The following is a 23,432-nucleotide window of genomic DNA, read 5'->3' as shown; positions in this document are numbered from 1 at the left end:
GGCGGGCTTTTGTGCGCCTGGGAGGACGTTCAAGAAACCGCCGAGGGCGCTAATTCAATCCGGCAGCCGCAGCGCCCGCGGCTTGGCCCGTTGCCGGTCCTTTTTTGCGCAAGTGCACGGTAAACGTTGTTCCCGATCCCGGATCGGAATGGCACTCGACGCATCCGCCGTAATGCTGCAGATAATTTTGCACGATATGCAGTCCGAGACCGGAATTCGTGACGTCGGATTTGGTGGAGAAGCCTTTCTCGAATATTTTTAGCCGCTCCTCTTCCTTGACATAGGAGCCGGAATTAAATACGGAAACCGTGTAACGGTCTTCGGATTCTTCAATCTTCAGGCGGACGGTGCGCAGCAAGTCGTCTGCCGGAATGGCTTCCACGGCATTCTTCAACAGATTGTGCATGATGCTGGAAAAATAGCTGATGGGCAGCGTCAACTCTTCGAACGTGCAGTCAAGCTTGCCGGCGACCTGCAGGTCGATTTTCTCCGAGATGCAGATGAGCGACAGGTTGTTCAGAACGACGCCGAGCACCGGAAATTCAACCGAACCGATGACCGATTGCTGTACGAGCTCTTTGCACCAGACGGAGATATATTCTTTCGCCATATCGAACTTGTTCATCATCAGCAGTGCATGAACGGTCTGCACGTTGTTGATCAGCTCGTGCTGGGCCTTGCGTATATTCAGCATCGTCGCTTCCGCCGACTGTACCCATCGTTCCTTCTCGTCAAGCTGCAGACGGATGTTTTTCTCCCGCTCTTCCATGAGCTGCAGCTTGTAATCCTTGTACTCCAGATGATCGTACAGCTTGGAATTCTCGATCAGCACCGCGACTTCCGCGGCAAGCAGCTTAAGCGTGTCGAGACGATCCTCTTGAAATACATGGCTGGCGAGGCTGTTCTCCAAATAAAGCGCGCCGATCAGCTTGCATTGCTTAAGGATAGGCACGCAAAGAATCGCTTTGGGCCGCTGCGCCAAAATGTAAGCGTCCCGGGCGAAGATGTCCGAGGCTGCCGCATTGGGCAAAAGCACCGTTTCACCGGTCCGGGCCGCATATTGAATCACCGTGACGGCCGCGCTGCGGCAATCGTCCAAAGAGGCCGAATGGAGCGCCTCGAACGGGACGCGGAGCGCCTTTTCCGCTTCGACGAACAGCCGGCCGTTCCGTTCAAGCACAAGGAGCCCTTTGTCCGCACCGGCGTTCTCCAGCAGGATCGTCATGATGCTTTCGAGCATGTGTTGAAACACGGCTTCGTTCGAGATGGCTTGAGACGCCTTCATCATGGAGGAGAGGTCGATCGTCGATTCGCCGGCTTGCACCCGGCTGAGTAAGGACGGATAACGGTTGCCCAGAGCGGATACTTTCCGGTTGGCGCCCCACCTTGCGTACAAGCTTCTGGCTTCCATTAAATAAGAGCGGGCCACCTTGAGGTTGCCGGCCTCCATGTAATGCTTCGCGGCATATTCACCGGCCATCGCTTCAATCGGCACGAAGCCGTATTTGGAGGCGTGATGAATCGCTTCGTCGTATTTTTCCACAGCCAGCACCGGGTTACCGGAAATCCGATGCCATTCGGCCTCGACCAACAGCTTCATCGCCAGAAAATTGTCCGGCGAGAATGCCGACCATCGTTCCAGAAACCGGATGCTTTTGCGGATGCGGGCTTTGTAGGCTTTCCGCTCCTTGGCCGTCGCCTTGGCGTACAGACCGGCAAGCGCCAACGCATAATGAAAGTGATGCTGGTGCACGTGCGGCAGACCGAAAACCGACTTGATTCCGGCTTCCGCAGTCTCGCAAATGGCCTTGGCTTCGTCCGGACGGTCCAGCAGCAAATACGTTTGCGCTTGAAGCACGTAATACGTATGGGCGATAGCCTGATTGGTCGAAGCTATGATTTGCTTCGTTTCGTTCGCGTCCATGAAGGGTGTGCAGCCGCCTTCGACGTCCGGGGCAGGCGTAATATCTTCCTGCAAAAACATCATGTACCGCTGAAGCACGATATAAATCCAGATTGTATCCCGGTCTTTCGCTTGATGGATGAACGTATGATACTGGTCCGTTTCCTTCAGAATGTCCGGCAATGGATCGCCTTTAAACAGCCGGAGAAAAAAGCTGAACGCGATCGAATAGCCTGCGTATACGAAATCCCCCGATTCTATTCCGAATTGATAAGCCCGGCGCAAATATTGGACATTTGCTTCGATATGCTCCTTAGCGTTGCTCGCAAAGGAGCCGTAGGCAAAGTATACTTTGCATTTCATGGACAAATCGTTAAACGTATCACTAAGCTTAGCCCCAAGCCGACCGTATTCCATGCCGGCCTTCAGTCGTCCGAGCAGCGAGCTTAGAATGATCCCGTACGTCGAGCACGCGAGGGCCGAGCCTTCCGAATGTCCATGGACAAGCGAGTAGTTGAACATTTGGAGCATAAGATAAACGTATAATTCCGAATTTAAAAAATAGGCCGGAGGCGTCAAATTCACCATGAGCCGCATGACTGCTTTATGGTTCGGGTCCGTCATGACCGGCAGATCAAGCAGCTCTTGAGGATGCCGGGTTCCAACGAGCAAATGCGTCTTCACCAGCGCCCGGCCGATACTCAGCTTGCCGGGATTACGCATGATCGGGAGATCGAACAGCTTCAATCCTTCCAAGCCGATCCTTAACGCTTCTTCATGCTCGCCCATGTTGGTAAAAAGCACCATCATCAGGTTATAGGCTTCCGCTTTTTCCAGCTTCGAACGCGCATGCTTCAGCACCGTCTGAAATGAACGCTTCGCTTCTTCGAACTGACCGCACAAGTACTCCAGCCCGGCTTGATCTAGCCGCAGGGAAAAGGTCAGCTCGTACTGGCGCCTCCAGCCGTCTTCCCCCAGCAATGCGATGCCTTGGGCCGCATAACGCAGCGCGATGTCGTAAGCGGAGCTGGTCTTCGCTTTTCGGCACGCCGCCGAATTCAATTGCGCCAATTGCTCCTTTTCCTCGGGGAGCGTCATAAGTTCCGAGCCGAGATTGAGCTGGTTCGTCATTTCGAACAACCGCTCTTCCTGCGCTTCCCCTTGATAATGCTTTTGCAGCAGCCTTCCGATATGAAGATGGATCTCTTTTTTTCGCTCCTTCGGGACAAGCGAGTAGACTGCTTGATAGACCCGGTCGTGCATGAATTTGAAGGAGAGCTTTTCCGGCGGGGCTTGCCGCGCAAGACCGGCCTGCAGCAGAAGTCCTTCGTTAACCGCTTCTTGCAGCAGGGGGACGATCGTATCCGGAGGCCGCTCCAGCACATGGGCCAGCGTCTCGGTATAAAAATGATGACCGACGCAGGCGGCGTGCATCAATACTTGCTGCAGAGGCACGGTGAGACGGCGGATTTGGTTAATCATGAAATCCACGACGTTATCGGTAATATGCAGCTCGCCGATTTTGCCGGAGTCCCATTCCCAGCAGCAGGCTTCGTAATTAAAACGCAGCAGCTGATGATCGTACAGCGTCCGGAAAAAATGCTTGGAAAAAAAAGGATTCCCTTTTGTCTTATCCATGATCAGGCTCGCCAATTCATGCACCGGCTGGCGGACCGGCCGGAGCGAATCCTCCAGCATGCGTTCGACGTGCTCTTCCCCGAGCGGTTCGAGCCGGATCCTCATCCTATTCGGCACTTTGCTGCGCTCCATTTTGTCCAGGAACGCCTCCAGTGGGGGATGCTCGATAAATTCCCGGTCTCTATAGGCTCCCACGAACAATCCGTACTGCAGCCCCGAGCCCAACACCATGTCCTCGATGATTTGGATGGAAGAGGGGTCCGCCCACTGCAGATCGTCCAGGAAGATAACCAGGGGCTGCGCTTTGGACATAAAGACGGACAAAAATTTTTGCAAGGTTAAAATAAACCGGTTATGCGTTTCGGCAGGCGGAAGCTTGGAAAGCGGGGGCTGCTTGCCGAGAATCCGCTCGATATCGGGATTCATCTCGACCAGGATTTGTCCGTTAGGTACGACGGCCTCCAGAATCCGCTGTTTCAGCCCCTGGAACCGTTCCTCGGGAAGCGCGAGCAAATGCTGCAGCAGCTGCCGTCCCGCTTGCCGGACAGCATGGTACGGCGTATCGCGCTTGAATTGGTCGAACTTGCCGGAAACAAACAAGCCTCCGCCGCTCTGCACCGACTTTTGAAATTCATGGATCAAATACGACTTGCCGATCCCGGACAAGCCGGAGACGAGCACGATTTCGAGGCTGCCGAGCTGGGCTCGCCGGTAAGCGCCCTGAAGCTGCTGGAGCTCCGCTTCGCGGCCGTAGATCGCATCGGAGATGTGGAACTGGTCCGACAAGGCTGCGCCGCCCACGGCCGATTCATCGATGCAGCCTTCCGTCTGAAGCTGCTTCAAGCAGCTTTCCAAATCCCGCCGCAGCGCAAATGCGCTCTGATACCGGTCTTCAGGCTGCTTCGCCAAACATCTCATGACAATGCCGGAAACGGGCTGCGGCACCTTATACGACCGCTCGCCGGGCGGGACGGGCTGCTTCGCCATATGCTGATGCACAAGCTCGCAGGTATCCTCGCTGTCGAACGGATAGACTCCGGTGAGCATCCGGTAAAACAAAACGCCTAGCGCATACAGATCCGTCCGGGTATCCGTTCGCCGGTTCATCCGTCCGGTCTGCTCCGGCGCCGAGTAAAGCAGCCTTTCCGCTTCGTAAACAGTCGGTTCCGCGGTGGTGTCCGGCAGCGCGGCTACCGGCATTACGCGATATAAATCGGTAAGTTTCATCTTTTTTCTATCGGATTCGACAAAAAATGCAGACGCCGAAAGCGCCAGGTGGACGAATTTCAAGTGGTGCAGCTTTCGGATCAGTTCCGACGTCGCGATGGCCCACTGTAAAAAAAGGCCGAGCTCCATAGGCTGCGGAGTCAGCAGGGAAGAAAGAGGGTGACCGTCCGTGTACTCCATGACAAGCGCGGAAGCGCCGCCGACCGAGGACATCCCGCACGGAACGAGGATGTCTTCCAATGGAATGGTTTTGCCAATTTTATATTCTTGATGCAGCCAGTCGGGTTGCGAAGGCTGGGAATATTCGTCTTTTAATACTTTCACGAGCCTTTTCTCGCCGGAAGGAAGCTCTTCGCCGCGGTAAAGAATCGTGAAGCCGTTTTCGCCGATCGGCTCAAGCGACTTTTCATTTACGTTCCAAGCCAATGGAATGCCCTCCGATAAACTGCTTTGTTTCATATTATTGTACTTTTTCGCAGGTGTGGAAGCAACCATAAATCCCAGTATCCGCCATTAGAAGAAGCTTGCTGCCAGCGCTTGCCGCACCGGCTGCGGCAAGGGAAGTAAAGATTTTCGGCGCAGCATGGCTTCGCGAAGCGATTTCCGATATAATGAATGTCAAAAAGATATCATTTGTAAGCGGAGGAGCATTCATGAAGGTCGCTATTGCAGGGGGAACCGGCTTTGTCGGCAAACATTTGACCCAATTGTTTTTACAAAGAAAAGATACGGTAATCCTCATTTCACGGAAAAAGCGACGTTCGGATCATCCGTTGATCCGTCATATGACTTGGGACGAACTGGAAAATAATATTAAGCCGCTGGAGGGTGTCGACGCAATCGTCAATTTGGCCGGGGAAACGATCAACCAGCGCTGGACGGAGGAGGCCAAGAAGCGGATCCTGGAGTCGCGTCTGGATGCGGTTCATCGCGTCCAAGCCCTTATCGAACAGCTGGAGAAAAAGCCTGTGCTGGTGAATGCGTCCGGCATGGCGATCTACGGCACGTCGGAGACCGAGTCGTTCACGGAGGAAAGCGAGCTGCGCGTGGAAGATTTTTTGTCCGGCGTTGTCGACCAATGGGAGATGGCAGCGGAGCATATCCCGGATACGCGCGTCGTTCTGCTGCGGATCGGACTTGTGCTCGGCAACGACGGAGGCGCCTTCCCGAAAATGAGCTTGCCGTTTAAGCTCGGTATCGGCGGACGGGTCGGCAGCGGCCGTCAAATCATGTCGTGGATTCATATCGAAGACCTGTGCCGGATGATTGAATTCTGCATCGAGCACGAAGAGATCGAGGGGCCGGTTAATGCGACGGCGCCGATTCCGGTGACGAACGACCAGTTCGGACGCAGCCTGGCCAAGGCGCTTCGCCGGCCATATTGGTTACCGGTTCCGGCGTTCGTGCTGAAAGCGTTGTTCGGCGAAATGTCCGAGCTTCTGCTGAAGGGTCAGCAAGTATTTCCGAAAGTCGTCACCGATCTTGGATTTCGTTATAAATATTCGGTGATCGATCATGCGCTGGAAAATCTGGTGCGGTCCGGCAAGAAGGGGTGAACGGGAGATGATCGAATACGGCAATCCGGACATCCGCGAGCTGCGGTTCGAGCGGTTTCGTTCCCGGGTAGAGGCGCGCGGCGAGCAGTGGATCGATGTGGAGGTAAGTCTGGAGTTGGCGGAGGGCAGCAAGGTGCCGGACGGAATCGTTGAACTGGGAGCGCTCATCGTCTGTACGCGCAGGGGCGACATTGTCGAGATCGTCCCGCAGGACGAAGGAAGAGACTGCGAGTACCAGTTCACGGAGCAGGAAAAAGAGCAGCTGCGGACGTATTATGAACGGGAAGTCCGGCCGACGGTGGAACAAATGAGCTAAAAAAAGATTGAAGCCAATTGCGGCTTCAATCTTTTTTGTGCTTCGCCATCGCGGCCTTCAGCGCTTCTTCCAGGCTGGACCCGAGCGAAACGTTATCGCTGTATTGCTTGGCAAGCTGGGCTTGCTGACGCTTCGCCGCGCGTCCGCCGCCCGATTCGCCGAGCATTTCGATCACGTTGCATGGCCGGCACTGCGCGTATTTGCCCGCTTTGCCGGTATGGATCTCCATCCGATTGTGACACTGCGGACAGCGCTTGTTAGAAAGCATTGGCTCCGCGGCCCGTTTATACGCGCATTCCCGGTCGCTGCAAACGAGCAGTTTGCCCCGCTTGCTCTTGATCTCCTGCAGCGGCTTGCCGCACTCCGGGCAGCGGGAATGGGTCAGGTTGTGCGGCTTGTATTCGGCTTCGCTCGTCTTGACCTCCCGGACAATGGCCTCGGTTTGCTTGCGGATGCTTTCCATGAACTTGCCGGCGTCGCCTTTGCCTTTGGAGATGCGCTCCAGCTCCTGCTCCCAAGCGGCTGTCAGCTCCGGGGTGCGAAGCTCGGGCACGACGAGCTCGATCAACTGGGCGCCTTTGCCGGTCGGCTGGAGCGTATTCATGCGGCGCTCGATCGTATCGGTTTGCAGCAGCTTCTCGATAATATCGGCGCGGGTTGCCGGCGTGCCGAGGTTATGCTTTTCCATGACCGCTAGCAGCGCCGCTTCCGTGTAGCGGCCCGGCGGCTTGGTCGTCTGCTTGTGCTGGCTGATCCGGAACTCCTTCAGCTCCATCCCGGGCTGAAGCGGGGGCAGCGTTTGCCGGGACGCCGGTTCGTCTTCGGCCGCATCGTCGTCCTCGTCTGTGCCGGTCGATGCGCCCGCTTCATACAGCGCTCTCCAGCCTGCATCTTTGACGATACGCCCTTTGGCGTGGAAAGACTCTCCTCCGACCTCCAGCGTCACCGACGTCTCGTCATAGCGGAACGCCGGAGAGAACAACGCGATGAAACGGCGCACGATCAGGTCGTACAGCTTGCGCTCGTCGGCCGTCAGATTGTGCAGTTGCGGGCGTTCGTCTGTCGGAATGATTGCATGGTGATCCGACACTTTGCTGTCGTCGACGACGCGCTTGGACACCGGGAGCGGCTTCGCAAGCAGCGGCTTGATCCAAGCCGCGTAAGGCTGGACGTTCAAGGCCTTGAGCCGGTCGGGAAGCGTGGAGACCATGTCCGAGGACAAGTACCGCGAATCGGTGCGCGGATACGTGACGAGCTTGTGCTGCTCATACAGCCGTTGGAGCACGTTCGACGTTTGCTTCGCAGTAAAGCCGAGCCGCTTGTTGGCATCGCGCTGCAGCTCGGTCAAGTCGTAGGCGAGCGGATGGGGCTCGCTCTTCTCCGTGACTTTAAGCTGCGCAACCTTGGCCGAGCGCACCTTATTCAAGCGTTCGAGCAGCGCGTCGGCCGCGGCTTTATCGAACAGGCGTCCGTCCGGATGCGACTGGCTCCGCCATACGGCCTGAAACGAGCCGAACTGGGCCCGCAGCATCCAGTAATCCTTTGCTTGAAACGATTTGATCTCGCGCTCGCGGTCCATCATCGCCGCAAGCGTCGGCGTCTGCACGCGACCGGCCGCCAGCTGGGCGTTATGCTTGCAGGTCAAGGCGCGCGTAATGTTAAGACCGATCAGCCAATCCGCTTCCGCCCGGCAAACGGCGGAACGGTAAAGGGGGTCGTACGCTTGCCCCGGCTTCAGCGAGGCGAAGCCGTCCCTGATCGCTTTGTCCGTTTGCGAAGAAATCCAGAGCCGCTTGAACGGCTTTTTCCAATGAATCATTTCCATAATCCAGCGGGCCACGAGCTCGCCCTCGCGTCCGGCGTCGGTTGCAATGATGAGCTGCTCCAGATCGCCGCGCTTCGCAAGCTGCGCGATCGCCTTAAATTGCGGCGTCGTTTCGCGGATGATTTTCAGCTTCATCCGTGAGGGCAGCAAAGGCAAATCGTCCAAATTCCAGTTTTTGTATTTTGGATCGTATTCCTCGGGTTCGGCCAGTGTGACCAAATGCCCCAATGCCCAAGTCACCACATAACCGGGACCTTCCATATAATGCTTATGTTTCTGCTGGCAGCCCAGGACGCGCGCAATTTCCTTGGCGACGCTCGGCTTTTCCGCCAATACGAGTGATTTCATGCCAGACTCCTTTCCACGCGGTACGTTTATTTAACACAATAGTACGAAAGTCCTAACACTTTTTTAATACGTGTCTGATATGATCGACAGCACAGAGAGATAGAGGGGGTGCGGTCCATGTTCCAATTATTTACCGCTAATTTGGCATTATTAACTGCATTTATGTTTTTGTCAAGCCGCCTCCTGCGCAACTACGAACGGAAGCCGTTGATGCCTGTAAAACTGCGTCTCGTTATCGGAGGGGTGCACGGGCTGTTCGGCATTTTGCTGATGTTCTTCAGCGTCAGGATCGACGGGTCGACCATTCTTGATTTTCGGCAGATCGCCATTATCGCGGCAGCGCATTTCGGTGGAATTTACGCTTCGGCGGTGACGGGCTTGATCATCGCCGCCGGCCGGATTGCGATGTTCGGAGTGAACCAATCCTCGCTAACGGCGGCCACGACCGCTATGCTTCTGGGCTTGATCAGCGGCATCATTGCCGCGCGTGTGACGGATTATTGGAAAAAATGGCTGCTTTCCATCGCGGCGGGCATCGGGATCATCACCTCAAGCTTGTTTTTTCTGCTGGGATGGCAGAGCTGGAAGGTGAATCTTTATTTTGTCGCTATTATTTTGTCCGGCGGTCTGTTCGTCGCGTACCTGATTCGCTATTTGTCCGATGCCAACCGTCTCGTCTATCAATTGGAGGAAAGCGAAGCCAACTACCGGCGGTCGTATACGCTGCAGGAGGCGATTTTCCGCTCGGCGACAGGGGTTGCGATTATTTTCACGGACCCGGCAGGCATCGCTAAAGTGTTCAATCCGGGGGCGGAACGAATGTTCGGAATTCGCGCCGACGAAGCCATCGGACGGCAGATTCCCGGAACGATGGTGGACCCGGCGGAGTTTGCGCTGAGAAAAGAAGAGCTTCAGCGTCAGCTAGGACGACCGGTAAAAGATCTGGAGGTGTTCGTGGCGGGCTTGTCCGAAGGAAAGGGCCATGAACAGGAGTGGACCTTCGTCCGGCGTGACGGAGACCGGTTTCACATACACTTGATGCTCAGTGAAGTTAGGGAGCAGGAGGACCGATTGCTTGGCTATTTGGCGATGATCGTCGACAGGACGGAGTCGAAGCGGGCTGAAGAGACCATGATGCAGGCCAACCGCATGCTGGAGCAGCTGTCGCGCCGCGACGGGCTGACGGGGGTGGCCAACCGGCGGGCGTTCGACGAATTTCTCGATGCGGCATGGGCGAAAGCGGCGATGTATTCGCATTCGCTATCCGTTATTATGCTCGATATCGATTGCTTCAAAGCGTATAACGATACCTACGGTCATCAAGGCGGAGACGCTTGTCTGAAACAGGTTGCAGGCGCTCTGCAGCGGGTCGTCGGCAGCATGGACGGACTCGCTGCCCGCTATGGCGGCGAGGAGTTTGTGGTCGTCCTGACGGCATGCGGAAGGCTGCAGGCCGCGAGCGTGGCGGAGAGCATCCGCCGGGAAGTGGAAACGCTTCGTATCCGGCATATCGGATCGTCGGTTTCCGAGTATGTCACGGTCAGCGTCGGCGCCGCTTCGTCCATTCCGTATGCGGGGCTCTCGCCGCTCGAATTGGTCGGGATGGCGGACAAGGCGCTGTACCGGGCCAAGCAAGAGGGACGCAACCGGAGCGAAAGCTATCAGCCGGGGAGCTAATCGCTGGACGCCGGAGCTAACGGCGCAAATAAAGCTGCCGGTACTCGGTCGGCGTCATGCCTTCCTGCTCCAGAAACCGCTTGTTATAGTAGCTGACGCTCGGATAGCCGGCACGCTCGGCGATTTCCTTCACCGTCAGCTGCGGCTGCTCCAGCAGCCACTGCTTGCTGTTCTGCAGCCGGCACAGCGTAATAAAGGTCATCGGTGTCAGATGAGTCGCTTTCTTGAACAGGCGGCAAAAATAATAGCTGCTGACGCCGGCCCGGTCTGCCCAATACTGCAAATCGAACGGCAGGCAGGCATCGCGCTGCATGTCGGGCAAGAGCTCCGAGATCCGGTTGTCGGCCTCGGGGCTTCGGGCTTCAGACCAAGGAACCGCTTGCGTAACGAATTCCGCCAGGATCGCGTAAGTCAGCGTCGAGATGCGGGTCAGCTGCCAAAATCCGTTCTGCTCCAACTCCTCCAGCAAATCCGCCAAAGCCTGTTCGAGCGGCTTCCACTGAGGTATTTTCCACAAGGGCTTCGGCCCGATGCCCCGTTCCAGCAAAAACTCCTTCAGCGTTTTTCCGTAAAAATGCACCCAACGCACTTCCCAAGGTTCGTCCTGGCTGCTGTAATACCTTTGCGATTGCAAAGGGAAGTAGAGAAAGGCGTCTCCCCGGTGCAGCGTATGCCGCTGTCCGTCGGTTTCCAGGTAGCCTTTGCCGTCCACGATCAGATGGATGCTGAAATTGTTGAGAGCCCCCGCTTTGCGCATCACCTCATGCTCAGGGTCCTTGTACCAGCCGACCGATTCGGGCAGCAGCAAATATTCGTGCTCGGTCAGCGTCGGCAGAAAGCTTTGGCGCCGCATTTCTACTTCTCCTTTCGGATGACAATATTGTTTTATTCGAATGCAATAAGATGTTATTTTCATTTTATTCCAGGTTCAATATAATGACAATATCTTAGCATATTCATCCATACAAAGCTGAAGGAGCGATGAGGGAATGAGGGAAAGCAAGGTTCGTTGGGGAGTCATCGGCTGCGCGGGTATCGCCGTACGCTCGGTCATCCCGGGGATTCAACAATCGGTTACCGGCACCGTAGCGGCTATTGCCAGCCGTGGGCTGGACAAAGCGAGGGAAACGGCGGAACGGCTGAATATCCCAAAAGCATACGGAAGCTATGAGGAGCTGCTCGCCGACTCCGAGATTGATGCCGTTTATATTCCGCTGCCGAACCACCTGCACAAGGAATGGACGATCCGTGCCGCGGAGGCGGGCAAGCACGTGCTGTGCGAGAAGCCGGCCGCGATCGATGCGGCAGAAGCCGAAGAGATGGCGGAAGCTTGCCGCCGGGCGGGCGTGGCGTTCGCCGAAGCGTTCATGTACCGCTATCATCCGCGCTATGCGGCAATAAAAGCGGTGATCCGGAGCGGGGAGATCGGCGAGATCCGCGCCATTCACGGCGCCTTCACCTTCAACAATGCGAAGGATGCGGATAACGTGCGCTTCAAGCAGTGGATGGGCGGCGGATCGATCTACGACGTCGGCGTATATCCGATCAGCGCGGCGCGGTTCATTCTGGAGCGGGAGCCGGAAGCGGCGGCGGTGCATGCTTTCTTCTCGCCGGAGCACGATCACGTCGATATGATGGCTTCGGGACTGCTCGAATTTACCGGGGGCGTTGCACTTACCTTCGATTGCGGGATGTGGGCGGCCGGACGCAATACGCTGGAGATCCTCGGAACGGAGGGCCGGATCGAGGTCCCGTCCGCGTACGTTGTCCATGAAAACGAGCAGGATCATTTTTATGTTGTTGCCGGAGGGGAAAAGCGCGAAGTAGAGGTTCCTTACGTGAACCAATATACGCTTCAAGCCGATGCGTTCGGCCGGAACGTCCTGCACGGCGAGCCGATGCCGTTCGGACCGTCGGACGCGGTGAACAACATGCGTGCCGTCGACGCTTGTCTCACATCGGCCCGGGAACGCCGCCGCGTAGAGCTGAATTTATAATTCTGGGGAGGAACGAGACGTGAGAACGATTCGCATCGAAGGCTTGGAAAAACCGGTATCGTGCCTGATTCAAGGCTCGGATTATTTCAGCATGGACATCTACGACAAGGTCAGCGGCGTGCTCGACGCGTTCTTTGGGATTGGAGGCAATACGATCGATACCGCTCATGTCTACGGCGGCGGGAACAGCGAGCGTACGATCGGCCAATGGATGAAGGACCGGGGGAACCGGTCCGATGTCGTACTCCTGACCAAAGGGGCTCATCACGACAGCAGCGGTCCGCGTGTGACGCCCGAAGCGATCGCGAGCGATTTGAGCGAAAGCCTGGAGCGGCTCGGCACCGATTATGTCGATTTGTACGCGCTGCACCGGGACGATCCGTCGGTACCGGTCGGCGTGATCATCGAGGCCTTAAACGGGCATATCGCGGCAGGCCGCATCAAGGCGATCGGCGCCTCCAACTGGTCCGTGCAGCGGCTGCAGGAGGCGAACGACTATGCGGCGGCGAACGGCTTAACCGGGTTCTCGTTCAGCAGCCCGAATTTAAGTCTGGCCAAAGCGAAAGAGCCGTTCTGGGCCGGCTGCGTAACGGCTTACGCCGACGATTGCGCATGGCACGAGCGGAACCGGTTCCCGCTGCTGTCCTGGTCGTCGCAGGCCCGGGGCTTTTTCACCGGACGCTATTCGCCCGAGGTGACGGATAACGCCGATTTGGTACGGGTGTTCTACAGCGACGACAACTGGGCCCGGCTGCGGCGGGCGGAGATGCTGGGCAAGCAAAAAGGCGCCAGCCCGATTCAGATCGCGCTTGCTTATGTGCTGAACCAGCCGTTCCCCGCCTGCGCATTGATCGGGGCGCAGACGTCGGAGGAGCTGGAGTCGTGCCGGCAAGGGGCGGACATCCGCTTAACGCGGGAGGAGCTGAGCTGGCTGGAGCACGGGTAGGTCGGCGAGCGGTCTCACTGCGACATAGATTGCGTATAACGAAGAGCATTTTCGCCGGGGGCGGAGTGCTCTTATTTTTTACGGAGGCTTTTGTTGAAATATTTAGAATTCTTTAGCTAATTTCTATTTATTTCTGGAAGAAATGGATGATATTATTTGAGGAAACAGTGAAGTGAAGGGGGGCGGGGGACTTTTATCGTTTACTGGTGCCAGAGTTAGCTTGATTCGCACATCTTGGTTCAGGCGGAAAATCCAATACCAAGAGGAGGATCTTCATGAAAAAGCTATCGATCATCGCGTTGTTCTTGTTATTCCTCGCATTTATTGCTTTTGCTTCCCCCGGATCGGCGGAAGAACTGCAGCCGCCTCAAGCTTCATCCGGGACCGGCACGCAAATATCAAGCGATATCACTCAAGATACGGTATGGACCAAAGCCGGCAGTCCCTACATCGTGACAACAACTGTTGACATATACCAAAATATTACACTATCGATCGAACCGGGCGTTGTCATTAAGTTCCGTAACGAAACGGGACTCCGGGTAGGTGGAAACTTGCTCGTGAACGGTACGCAAAGCGAACCGGTCTTATTCGGCCCGGAAACCGCGCAGTCCGTTCCAAGCTGGAAGGGCCTGGATTTGGAATATATCGATATGAATACCGTCAGAATCAAGCATGCCGAATTTACCGGCGCCACTTCGGCTATTGATGCCGGAACCTACCCCATCGTGAACAAGAACCCGGTGATTATCGATCATGTCAGGTTCGCAAACAATCAAACTGCACTCTACGGAGATATCAAGGTCTTCAACATAGCTTCTTCGGTATTTGAAAATAACGGCACGGCGATTCGAGGCAGCCGGGTATTTGTCTACGACAGCCTCATCCGCAACAACGGAGGAGGGGTGACGGACCTCGGGGACTCCGAGGCGCGGAAGGATATGGATAATTTAGTCGCCAAAAGCCGAATCGAAGGAAATCATTCGTATGGACTTAAAGGCTCGGGAGCCATATACGATTCTACGGTTACAGGGAATGCGTACGGCGCTTATGTCGACCGCGTTTTTAACGGCATGTTCGGAACGATTTCGATATATCTATATGATACCAAAGTCAGCGGCAATCAAATCGGCCTGCTCAGTACGACAGGGGATCAAGAAAATACGGTCCGTTTCAAGCGTGGAGAACTATCCGATAACGCAGTTGGCTTTGATGGACCGATTCCCGTGACTGAAAGCAATATTCTGCGCAACGGGTTGAACGGCGTAATTAACAGTTATAATGGCTGGGACAGTATACCTCTTCAAAACAATTATTGGGGAACGACCGACGAGCAGGAGGTCGCTTCGAAGCTTAAACTGGGCAGCGATGTACAGGTGAATTATGTTCCTTTGGCGGAGGCGCCCTTCGAGGCTCCAGCGGATGCTCCTGTGTGGCCTGCTTATAGCGTTCTGAAAGTTACACCTGACGGGGAAGGCAAAGTTAAATTGACGTGGCCTCGGGCGGGAGTTTATTACCTGCTGTATCGTAATGGAGAATTGCTGACGCCTGTGAGGTCATACAGTGACACCGAAAGCTTCACCGATACGCTGCTGTCCCCCGGTCAGAAATATAAATATGAGGTATTCGCGGTAAACGGCTCCGGTATCCTAAGTGAGACTTCGTTAAAAGAAGGTCCGGCTCCGGAAATTCCGTTGGCCTATTGGCCCGAAGGCAGTCGCCTGGAGTTCAAGCGGCTCTACAAAGACAACTACCAGTTATCTTGGACGCCGGCAGTCGGTGCGGAATACTACGCGATATATGCGAACAACGAAAAGATCTCCCAAAATAAGGGGAGTCAGACTTTATACTCGTTTTTTCATTATAAGTTGGAGGACGACACAGAGTATACCTTTAAAGTGGAGGCCCTCAACAAGGATATGAAAGAGACGAACAACGGCCCTACACTTACCGTGAGAACTCCGATCGAGGATCGAACGCCGCCGGTTGTAAGCGAACATGATCCGGGGGACAACGAGGTCATAACCACCGCTAATCCCGTCATTTCAGCTAAGATTACCGACAGTCAAGGCAAAGTGAAGGACATCTCGGTGATTATAGAAAATGAAAAATTAGTTCAAGATTGGCTGGAACACACCTACGACGAAGCGACGGGTATGGTGACTGCGCCAGCAAACGGGTTAACGCCGGGCAAGTACAAATTGATCATTGTTGCGAAGGATGACGCGGATAACAGAGAGGTATCGATCACTAAGTTCACCGTAGCGGCTGCGCCTGGCGGGCCGGTGTGGCCTGAGGGCACCACGCTAACCGCGTCGAACGTGACGTCCTCGTCGCTGACCTTGAACTGGACCCTGGCGCAAGGAGCGACGGGGTACCGGATTTACCGGGACGGCAGTGTCGCGGGAACGGTTTACGGCAGCGTCTATTCCTATAACGTAGTGGGGCTGCAGCCGGATACGACGTATTCATTTTCCGTCGAAGCTGTGGATGCGGCAGGCCATGTCAGTCAGAATAACCCGGCGACAACGGTGAAAACGAAAGCGGCTCAAGGAACGGCGGAGGCTGTTCGTTTGCAGGCCCGGCCGGGCTTCTTGAACGTCGGCTCCGTGCTTGAACTGCAAATGCGAGCGGATGGGGCGGAGGACGTATACGCTTTTCTGGCGAAGCTGCAGTACGATCCCGCCAAATTCAAGCTGCTGCAGGCTTCGCTGCACCCGGAATTCGGCACGGAGGGAACCACCGCCGTGAGAGGCTATAGCGTGCCTGCGCCGGACCGGGTACACGTGAGCGGATCTTTACTCGGACAAACGCCGGGACGGAGCGGAGACATAGGTCTTGCGGCCTTGCGGTTCACCGTGCTTCAGCAGGGCAGCGGCACCTTCACGCTGCAGCCGGATTCGCAGCTTGCAAACAGCCAAGGGGCGATTCGGACGCTGCCCGGGCCCGTCACCTTGACCGTACGGGTCGGATCGGCAGATTTTGATCAGGACGGCCGGATCGGGCTCAGCGATCTCGTGCTCATCTCGAAGCGGAGCGGAGCGCGTGTAGGTCAGCCGGGGTATGACAGCTTGTACGATTTGAACAATGATGGAGTCATCGACAGCACAGATGTGCAGTATGTTGCGGACAAAGTGGCGGGATGAAACTTTTGGCGGCTACCGGTATGCCTTGGTTGATTTCAATAATCGAACTGCTAGCACAACTTGAAATGCACTTCTTGGTTCGGGCGGAAAATCCAATACTTGAGAGGTGGATTTTATGAAAAGGCTGTCGATCGGCGCACTGTTAGTAATCTTTTTTATTGCTTTCGCTTCCCTCGTATCGGCGGAAGAACTCGAATCGTCAAATTCATTGAAATCGACTAATGACAAGGCTTCCGTCCCTGTTCCGGTTTGGCCGGCCGGCAGTCGGCTGGAGCTCAAGGAACACGTAGGTGGCGCATACACATTGACTTGGACGCCGGCCGAGAACGCCCAATATTATGCCATATACCGTAACGGGAGGAGTTGGGGACGAACGCCGGGCAATCGTCCATATTATGCCGAGCGTCTTGATGAGAACACTCTCTATACCTACAGGGTGGAAGCATACAACGAGGGCGGGCCCGAGACGGATAACGGGCCGCAGCTTACCGTCAGGACCGAGTTCAGAGATAATGATGGGCCGGCGATTAGCAGCCTGCAGCCGGCAAAAAATGCGGTGGTAAATACCCCGGATCCTGTTATATCGTTCGTCGCTAGCGATAAAGGAAGAGGGATTGAGCGAATCAACGTGGTGCTTGACGCCAGCGTATCGCTGTTTAGCAAATCGTACGAAGGAGAAAAGGTTGTGACGGTATCGGCACCGGCACACGGCTTGTCTATCGGAAAGCATGATTTGGATATCCGGGCATGGGATAAAATTGGAAACCTGGCCATCTTGAAAACCAGCTTCACCGTAGCGGCTGCGCCGAGCGGGCCGGTCTGGCCCGAGGGCAGCACGCTAAGCGCGTCGAACGTGACGTCGTCGTCGCTGACCTTGAATTGGACGCTGGCGCAAGGGGCGACGGGATACCGCATTTACCGGGACGGCAGCGTCGCGGGCTCGGTTTACGGCAGCGTCTATTCCTATGACGTAGCGGGGTTGCAGCCGGATACGACGTATACGTTTACCGTCGAAGCTGTGGATGCGGCAGGCAACGTCAGCCAAAATAATCCGGCGACAACGGTGAAAACGAATGCGGCTCAAGGAACGAAGGAGGCTGTTCGTTTGCAGGCCCGGCCGGGCTTCTTGAACGTCGGCTCCGTGCTTGAACTGCAAATGCGGGCGGATGGGGCGGAGGACGTGTACGCTTTTCTGGCGAAGCTAGAGTACGATCCGGCCAAATTCAAGCTGCTGCAAGCTTCGCTGCACCCGGAATTCGGCACAGAGGGAACCACCGCCGTGAGAGGCTACAGCGCGCCTGTGCCGGACCGGGTACACGTGAGCGGTTCTTTACTCGGGCAAACGCCGGGGCGGAGCGGGAACGTAAGTCTTGCTGTCTTGCGGTTCACCGTGCTCCAGCAGGGCAGCGGCACCTTCACGCTGCAGCCGGATTCGCAGCTTGCCAACAGCCGAGGGGAGATTCGGACGCTACCCAGGCCCGTCACCCTGACCGTACGGGTTGGTTCGGTAGACTTCGATCAGGACGGCCGGATCGGACTGAGCGATCTCGTGCTGATCTCGCAGCACAGCGGCACGCGTGTCGGACAGCCGGGGTACGACAGTCTGTACGATTTGAACAATGACGGCATGATCGACGGCACGGATGTGCAGTATGTTGCGGACAAAATCGCCGGTTAATTCGTTTTTTTCTTGGGCCGGAACGGTAACGTTCCGGTTCCTTTTGTTTACCGGAATATGCCGTAGCGGATCGTCCATCCGCACTACCGGATGCAGTCCGGTGTGAGATTGTGATATAATGAGCGGACAAACGCCACCATTTGGAAGCGAGTGAAGCGCAAAGCATGAACGTGCGGGAGCAGTTCGGAAATATCGATATTTATTTGTTCGACCAGTTGTTGAAAGGGAGAATTGCTCCCGGGATGCGGGTGCTCGATGCAGGCTGCGGGAATGGGCGCAATCTGGTCCACTTTCTGCGGGAAGGCTATGACCTGTGGGCCGTGGACCGGTCGGCCGAAGCGGTGGAAGCGGTCCGCGCTTTGGCTCGCGAGCTTGCGCCGGATAGGGACGGTATTCCGCGGGAGGAGCGCTTCCGCATGGAGCCGGTGGAGAAAATGAGCTTCGCCAACGATACGTTTGACGTCGTTATCTCTTGTGCGGTGCTTCATTTTGCCGAAAGCGAAACGCATTTTCAGCAGATGGTATCGGAGCTTTGGAGGGTGCTGAAGCCGGGAGGCCTTTTGTTCGCGCGTCTCGCTTCGGGCGAAGGTCTGGAGGACCGCCTGCGTCCGCTTGGCGGCGGCCGGTATGTGCTGCCGGACGGCAGCGAGCGGTTTCTGGCCGATTCCGGGCTTCTGGGGCGTACGGCGGAAAAGCATCATGCTTTGCAGGTGGAGCCGCTCAAGACGGTGAACGTGGAGAACCTGCGGTGCATGACGACCTGGTGCTTGAAAAAGCCGCATATTTTATTTTTCGATCCGATTGAAGAGCAGTCGGAGGAACGATTGCCGGAGGGGACCAGCGAACCGGACGAAACAGGGAACGGGAGGATGACTTAGATGAAGCTAAGAGTTTCGGCGGTACAATACCATTTGCATACGATCGGCAGCTTTGATCAATTTGCCGCCCAGGTGACGAGTTATGTGAGGACGGCGGAGGAGTTTGAATCGGACTTCGTGCTGTTTCCGGAGCTGTTCACGACCCAGCTTATGTCCATAGGCCGGGGGGACGGGAGCGGCGAAGCGCTCAAGATCGGCGAGCTGCCGCAATTTACGCGGCAGTATAAGGAGCTGTTCCAAGGCTTGGCCCGCGAAACGGGCATGCATCTGATCGGAGGAACGCACATCATTGAAGAAAACGGCCGGTTGTACAATACGGCGTTTTTGTTCTATCCGGACGGGCGGGTGGCCGAACAGCGCAAGCTGCATATTACCCCGTGGGAAGTAAAAGGATGGAATATGGCGGCAGGCGATTCGCTGCAGGTGTTCGACACGGATAAAGGACGGATCGCCATCCTCATTTGCTATGATATGGAGTTTCCGGAGATTGTCCGGATGGCCCGGGCGCGCGGAGCGGACGTTATTTTCTGCCCGTCGTGCACGGATGATCGGCACGCTTTCCACCGGGTACGGTATACGTGCCATGCCCGAACGATCGAGAATCAAATTTATGTCGTAGCGACCGGTACGGTCGGTTCTTTGCCGACGGTTGATTTTATGCGGGGCAATTTCGGGCAGGCTGCGATCATTACGCCGAACGATGTGCCGTTCCCGCCGGGCGGCTTGATGACGGCAGGAGAGATCAACGACGATATGATCATTACCGGAGATTTGGACCTTGCGCTGCTGTACGAGGTGCGGGAAAAGGGCTCCGTTACGACCTGGAGAGACCGGCGCACCGATCTGTATCCGGATTGGAAATAAGGGAGGAACGGCTGTGGGCTCGTACCGGAAAGACATGTACGTATTCGACGGAGACCGTCCCGTTAAGGCGACGATTCGCTCTTATACCGAACGGGACTTCGACGGCTTGATTCGGATTCAGCAGGAAAGCTTCCCGCCGCCGTTTCCTTCGGAGCTGTGGTGGAACGAGGAGCAGCTCAGGAATCACATCGAACGGTTTCCCCAGGGCGCGCTCTGCGTGGAGATCGGCGGCGAGCTGGCAGCGTCTGTGACGGGGCTGCGGGTCGATTTCGATCCCGCGCATGCCGATCATACGTGGGAGGAGATTACTGACAGAGGGTATATCCGCAACCATAACCCGGCCGGCAACACGCTGTATATCGTGGACATATGCGCGCGTCCGGCTTACCGGAAGCTCGGCCTCGGCAAATGGATGATGCTTTCCATGTACGAGGTGGTCGTCGAGCTGAAGCTGGAGCGGCTGCTCGGCGGCGGCCGGCTGCCCGGGTATCACCGGGTAGCCGACGAAATGACCGCCGAAGACTACGTGTGCAGCGTACTGGAAGGGGAGCGGAAAGATCCGGTGCTGACGTTTCTGCTGCGGTGCGGCCGAACGCCCGTGAAGTTGGTTTCCGATTATTTGGAAGATGAAGAATCCTTGAATTACGCGATGCTGATGGAATGGCGCAACCCGTTTCTCGCCGCGAAGCGGGAAGGCTTCTAGAATTTTTGGCGGGATGCGCGCTTTGCAACCGCCCGCCGTCCCGCTCAGGCCTGCTCCGCCAGTAGTTTCGCAGTAACGGCCGGGTGCGAAACCGGAAACTGATGGCCGTACGGAACGAGCTGCGTGCCTGATCGGTCCCGGTACGCTTCGGGCAAAGCATAGGTGCGATCCTTGGTCCCCCAAACGACCGTCGTATCGGGCAAGGTCGAAAGGGCAGGCGTCCACGGCTCCGCAGACAGCTTCCGGTACAGCGTATGCAGCATATCCGCATTCGCCGCGGCGATGCGCGGGGAAGTCAAGCTGCGGACGATCGTTTCGACGTAGCCGTCCGGAATTTCCTCCGGAGCCGCAAAAACACCTTCCCGCAGCATCGCGTTCCGCAGTGCCTGGGCCGGCAGGAGCCGAAGCAGGGCCGAGGCTGTTCCGCGGGGACCGCTGAGCGCGCGGCGCCATGCTCTGGCCTTCGGGCGGTGCAGAACGGGCTGAAGCAGCGTCAGTGTTTCGATCTTCGCCCCTGCGGCCTCCTTGGCCGTTTCGGCGGCAATTCGCGCGCCGAAGGAGTGCCCGACCAGCCGGACCGGAACGGGGGAGTCTGCAATCGCATCGCTTACCGCTTTTACGTAGCTTTCCAGACTGTGGCGGTCCTCCCGCAGCAAGGGCGAACGGCCGAAGCCCGGCAGGTCGAGCAGCCACACCGGGTTTCCGGTGCTGGCATGAAGGTGCTCGGCGAGCGGTACGAAGTCGTCGGCGCCGCTCAGCAGCCCGTGCACGATCACCCATGGCTCGCCCAGACCTTCCCGCACAAGCGCGGCAAGGTCTCCTTTGCGTTCGCGAGTCCAATGCTCAGGGTCCGCCGCGCCCGGATGCGTAAGCCGGTGGTCCAGATCGGCCACGACCATCGGCAGCAGCCCCGTAACCTCCAGCGGCTTCGCTCCCACCCGTTCGATAAGCGCCTCCGTCGCTTTCGTATCGAACGACCGCTCCGTGATGAACGCCATCGATTCGGCGGGAATGCCAGTCAGACGGCCGAGCCCGGTCCGCATGACGCTGTGGAGCAGAGAGACCGGCAGCGCTCCCCGGGGAGCGGGGACGGCAAGCTCGCGGGAAATGAGAGCGAGCAGCTCCTTCATATTCGGGCCGGTTTCCTTTCGTCCCAGCACATTATAGGTGCCGCCGTCCGGATTGGCTTCACGGGCCAAATGGACGAGCAGTCCGGCCAGAGCGTCGTTGGCCACGAGCGGGACCCAATGGGAAGCGCCGCCCGGCACGACCGGCATCAATCGCTTTCTAACCGCATGGACCAGGATGCCGAGTCCGCCGGTTTGCTCCGTGGCGCCCGTAGGGCTCGCCCCGACGACCGTGCTCGGGTTGACGACCGACAGCGGATAACCGTGCCGCAGCGCCTGCTGGCGGATGAATAAATCGGCCAAAAACTTCATACGTTCATAAGGGCCTTCGTCTTTCATAAAATGATCCATGCGGAATACGTCCGCTTCCGGATCGACGTTCCCGTCGTGAAACGGGCTCATGTAGCCGACGACATGGATGAAATGGCGGAGTCCGCGCGCTTTATGAATCCGCTCCGCCAACTCCGCAAGATGACGGGAGCCTTCGAGAAACGTGCGCTGCGCTTCGGCGTTATCGAGCGTAATGCTCATCGGGCCTCCCGCATGAAGGATGACATCGGCCTGCAGCGCCCGCTCGTAATCGGCAGGCTTCATCCCGAGGTTCGGCTCGGACAGATCGCCATTCAAGAAATGAATCCGCCTCGCCGCCTCGCTGCCGCCGAATCCTTGCTTGCTGAAGACTGCCGCCGCTTTTTCCGGAGAACGGACCAACAGCAGAAGCCGCTCCTCCCCCTGAGCCAACTGCTTCAACACTTGCTTGCCGATAAATCCGGTGCTGCCCGTAATCAAGAAATTCGACATAGTTGTTCCTCCTAATGATCTAACGATTAGTACTATACAGTTCTAACTGATGGCAAAAAAAGATGCTTCCGCTAGCGAGCTAGTGAAGCATTTGGCAAAAGCTGCGTACCGTTTTTGTCATGATCGACAAATCCTTTGTCGTCTCGGCCAGTACGAGCGAGCCTTCCAGACAAGCGATAAACAGCGAAGCGGCCTGCCCGGGATCGAGCTGCTTGCGGAATTCCCCTTTGGCGGCGCCTTGGCGGAACAGCTTGACAAGCATAGGCTGCAGCTCGGTAAAAAATTGCGCAATCCGCTCCCTTACCGGCATCGCATTTTCCGGGCATTGCAGATAGAGCGTCACGAAGGGGCAGCCGCCATGGCCGTTCCGCCGGGCCATGCCTTCGGTTAAACCGTCCAAGAACGTCATGATCCGCTCTTCCACGGGCAGTTCGCTCCGGCTGAGCAGGGCGAATAAAGAGCGCTCGTAGGACTCGGCCCAATAATTCACGACGGCGAGAAGCAGTTCCTCCTTGCTTTTGAAATGGTAATAAATATTTGACTTGGATACTTGGCTCTCCCGCATAACGTCGTCCATACTCGTGTACGAGTAGCCGCGCATAAGAAACAGCCCGGCGGCCGTTTCAATGACATGCTCGCGGTTTGACGGCGGAGTAGTGGTTTTGTTGTTGTTCATGGTTAGAACTATACAGTACTATTTCGTTCCTGTCAAGCTGCTCCCGGGAGAGGGTCTTGTTCCGGACGTTTATGGCCTCCGGTTTTGGTAAACAATGGTCTAATGTAGCTTGTGGAACGTAAAGGA

Annotated in this window: 15 protein-coding genes; 10 read left to right on the top strand and 5 right to left on the bottom strand. The window is 56.6% G+C overall.

Going from position 1 to position 23,432, the window contains the following annotated elements; genetic code table 11:
* Positions 1-49 precede the first annotated feature (49 nt).
* Complete coding sequence (locus PEH01S_RS08950; protein WP_246062847.1) at positions 50-5,194, bottom strand: AAA family ATPase; 5,145 nt, start codon at positions 5,192-5,194, stop codon at positions 50-52.
* Positions 5,195-5,421: 227 nt separating this feature from the next.
* Here PEH01S_RS08950 and PEH01S_RS08945 point away from each other — a divergent pair, with 227 nt between their 5' ends.
* Together PEH01S_RS08945 and PEH01S_RS08940 are read left to right on the top strand one after the other, a co-directional pair.
* Positions 5,422-6,324, top strand: a complete 903-nt coding sequence (locus PEH01S_RS08945) for a TIGR01777 family oxidoreductase (protein ID WP_127484943.1) — start codon at positions 5,422-5,424, stop codon at positions 6,322-6,324.
* Positions 6,284-6,640 carry a hypothetical protein gene (locus PEH01S_RS08940; RefSeq protein WP_246062846.1) on the top strand — a complete coding sequence of 119 codons (357 nt, stop codon included), beginning with the start codon at positions 6,284-6,286 and terminating at the stop codon, positions 6,638-6,640. Before PEH01S_RS08945 ends, PEH01S_RS08940 begins: the two co-directional genes overlap by 41 nt.
* A gap of 25 nt (positions 6,641-6,665) precedes the next feature.
* On the opposite strand, the gene PEH01S_RS08935 is transcribed toward PEH01S_RS08940, so the two are convergent.
* On the bottom strand, positions 6,666-8,813 hold the full coding sequence (locus PEH01S_RS08935; RefSeq protein ID WP_127484941.1) for a DNA topoisomerase III: 2,148 nt from the start codon (positions 8,811-8,813) through the stop codon (positions 6,666-6,668).
* Positions 8,814-8,930: 117 nt separating this feature from the next.
* On the opposite strand from PEH01S_RS08935, the gene PEH01S_RS08930 reads away from it, so the two are divergent.
* The gene (locus tag PEH01S_RS08930; RefSeq protein WP_127484939.1) at positions 8,931-10,490 is read left to right on the top strand and encodes a diguanylate cyclase domain-containing protein; all 1,560 of its coding nucleotides are present in this window, start codon (positions 8,931-8,933) and stop codon (positions 10,488-10,490) included.
* A gap of 16 nt (positions 10,491-10,506) precedes the next feature.
* Here PEH01S_RS08930 and PEH01S_RS08925 read toward each other — a convergent pair whose 3' ends face one another.
* The gene (locus PEH01S_RS08925) at positions 10,507-11,343 is read right to left on the bottom strand and encodes an AraC family transcriptional regulator (RefSeq protein ID WP_025844434.1); all 837 of its coding nucleotides are present in this window, start codon (positions 11,341-11,343) and stop codon (positions 10,507-10,509) included.
* Between the two features lie 136 nt (positions 11,344-11,479).
* On the opposite strand from PEH01S_RS08925, the gene PEH01S_RS08920 reads away from it, so the two are divergent.
* From PEH01S_RS08920 to PEH01S_RS08890, 7 genes are all read left to right on the top strand, one after another.
* On the top strand, positions 11,480-12,487 hold the full coding sequence (locus tag PEH01S_RS08920) for a Gfo/Idh/MocA family protein (RefSeq protein ID WP_127484937.1): 1,008 nt from the start codon (positions 11,480-11,482) through the stop codon (positions 12,485-12,487).
* Positions 12,488-12,506: 19 nt separating this feature from the next.
* Positions 12,507-13,433 carry an aldo/keto reductase gene (locus PEH01S_RS08915; RefSeq protein WP_127484935.1) on the top strand — a complete coding sequence of 309 codons (927 nt, stop codon included), beginning with the start codon at positions 12,507-12,509 and terminating at the stop codon, positions 13,431-13,433.
* 275 nt (positions 13,434-13,708) lie between these two features.
* Positions 13,709-16,579, top strand: coding sequence for a fibronectin type III domain-containing protein (locus PEH01S_RS08910; protein WP_127484933.1), 2,871 nt, complete (start codon positions 13,709-13,711; stop codon positions 16,577-16,579).
* Positions 16,580-16,694: 115 nt separating this feature from the next.
* A complete protein-coding gene (locus tag PEH01S_RS08905) occupies positions 16,695-18,257 on the top strand; it encodes a fibronectin type III domain-containing protein (protein ID WP_127484931.1) in 1,563 nt (520 codons plus the stop codon).
* Between the two features lie 140 nt (positions 18,258-18,397).
* Entirely contained in the window at positions 18,398-19,135 is a 738-nt protein-coding gene (locus PEH01S_RS08900; RefSeq protein WP_246062845.1) for a class I SAM-dependent methyltransferase, read from the top strand.
* Positions 19,136-19,999, top strand: a complete 864-nt coding sequence (locus tag PEH01S_RS08895; RefSeq protein ID WP_025844445.1) for a carbon-nitrogen hydrolase family protein — start codon at positions 19,136-19,138, stop codon at positions 19,997-19,999.
* Between the two features lie 34 nt (positions 20,000-20,033).
* On the top strand, positions 20,034-20,702 hold the full coding sequence (locus PEH01S_RS08890; protein ID WP_036712146.1) for a GNAT family N-acetyltransferase: 669 nt from the start codon (positions 20,034-20,036) through the stop codon (positions 20,700-20,702).
* Between the two features lie 44 nt (positions 20,703-20,746).
* Here the strand turns inward: PEH01S_RS08890 and PEH01S_RS08885 are convergent, their stop codons facing one another.
* Positions 20,747-22,630: an alpha/beta fold hydrolase gene (locus tag PEH01S_RS08885; protein ID WP_127484929.1), complete on the bottom strand. Its 1,884-nt coding sequence runs from the start codon at positions 22,628-22,630 to the stop codon at positions 20,747-20,749.
* 79 nt (positions 22,631-22,709) lie between these two features.
* On the bottom strand, positions 22,710-23,306 hold the full coding sequence (locus PEH01S_RS08880; RefSeq protein ID WP_025844450.1) for a TetR/AcrR family transcriptional regulator: 597 nt from the start codon (positions 23,304-23,306) through the stop codon (positions 22,710-22,712).
* Positions 23,307-23,432: the final 126 nt, after the last annotated feature.

The sequence above is a fragment of the Paenibacillus ehimensis NBRC 15659 genome, from assembly GCF_004000785.1.
Taxonomy (GTDB): domain Bacteria; phylum Bacillota; class Bacilli; order Paenibacillales; family NBRC-103111; genus Paenibacillus_G; species Paenibacillus_G ehimensis.
Note: the sequence above shows the minus strand (reverse complement) of the source record. Positions and strands in the feature narration are given on the sequence as shown.

Bases quoted from the DNA above. Each gene is read 5' to 3' on its own strand.
- PEH01S_RS08945 (WP_127484943.1), top strand. From the start codon at position 5,422: ATGAAGGTCGCTATTGCAGGGGGAACCGGCTTTGTCGGCAAACATTTG.
- PEH01S_RS08940 (WP_246062846.1), top strand. From the start codon at position 6,284: ATGCGCTGGAAAATCTGGTGCGGTCCGGCAAGAAGGGGTGAACGGGAG.
- PEH01S_RS08935 (WP_127484941.1), bottom strand. From the start codon at position 8,813: ATGAAATCACTCGTATTGGCGGAAAAGCCGAGCGTCGCCAAGGAAATT.
- PEH01S_RS08930 (WP_127484939.1), top strand. From the start codon at position 8,931: ATGTTCCAATTATTTACCGCTAATTTGGCATTATTAACTGCATTTATG.
- PEH01S_RS08925 (WP_025844434.1), bottom strand. From the start codon at position 11,343: ATGCGGCGCCAAAGCTTTCTGCCGACGCTGACCGAGCACGAATATTTG.
- PEH01S_RS08920 (WP_127484937.1), top strand. From the start codon at position 11,480: ATGAGGGAAAGCAAGGTTCGTTGGGGAGTCATCGGCTGCGCGGGTATC.
- PEH01S_RS08910 (WP_127484933.1), top strand. From the start codon at position 13,709: ATGAAAAAGCTATCGATCATCGCGTTGTTCTTGTTATTCCTCGCATTT.
- PEH01S_RS08905 (WP_127484931.1), top strand. From the start codon at position 16,695: ATGAAAAGGCTGTCGATCGGCGCACTGTTAGTAATCTTTTTTATTGCT.
- PEH01S_RS08895 (WP_025844445.1), top strand. From the start codon at position 19,136: ATGAAGCTAAGAGTTTCGGCGGTACAATACCATTTGCATACGATCGGC.
- PEH01S_RS08890 (WP_036712146.1), top strand. From the start codon at position 20,034: ATGTACGTATTCGACGGAGACCGTCCCGTTAAGGCGACGATTCGCTCT.
- PEH01S_RS08885 (WP_127484929.1), bottom strand. From the start codon at position 22,630: ATGTCGAATTTCTTGATTACGGGCAGCACCGGATTTATCGGCAAGCAA.
- PEH01S_RS08880 (WP_025844450.1), bottom strand. From the start codon at position 23,306: ATGAACAACAACAAAACCACTACTCCGCCGTCAAACCGCGAGCATGTC.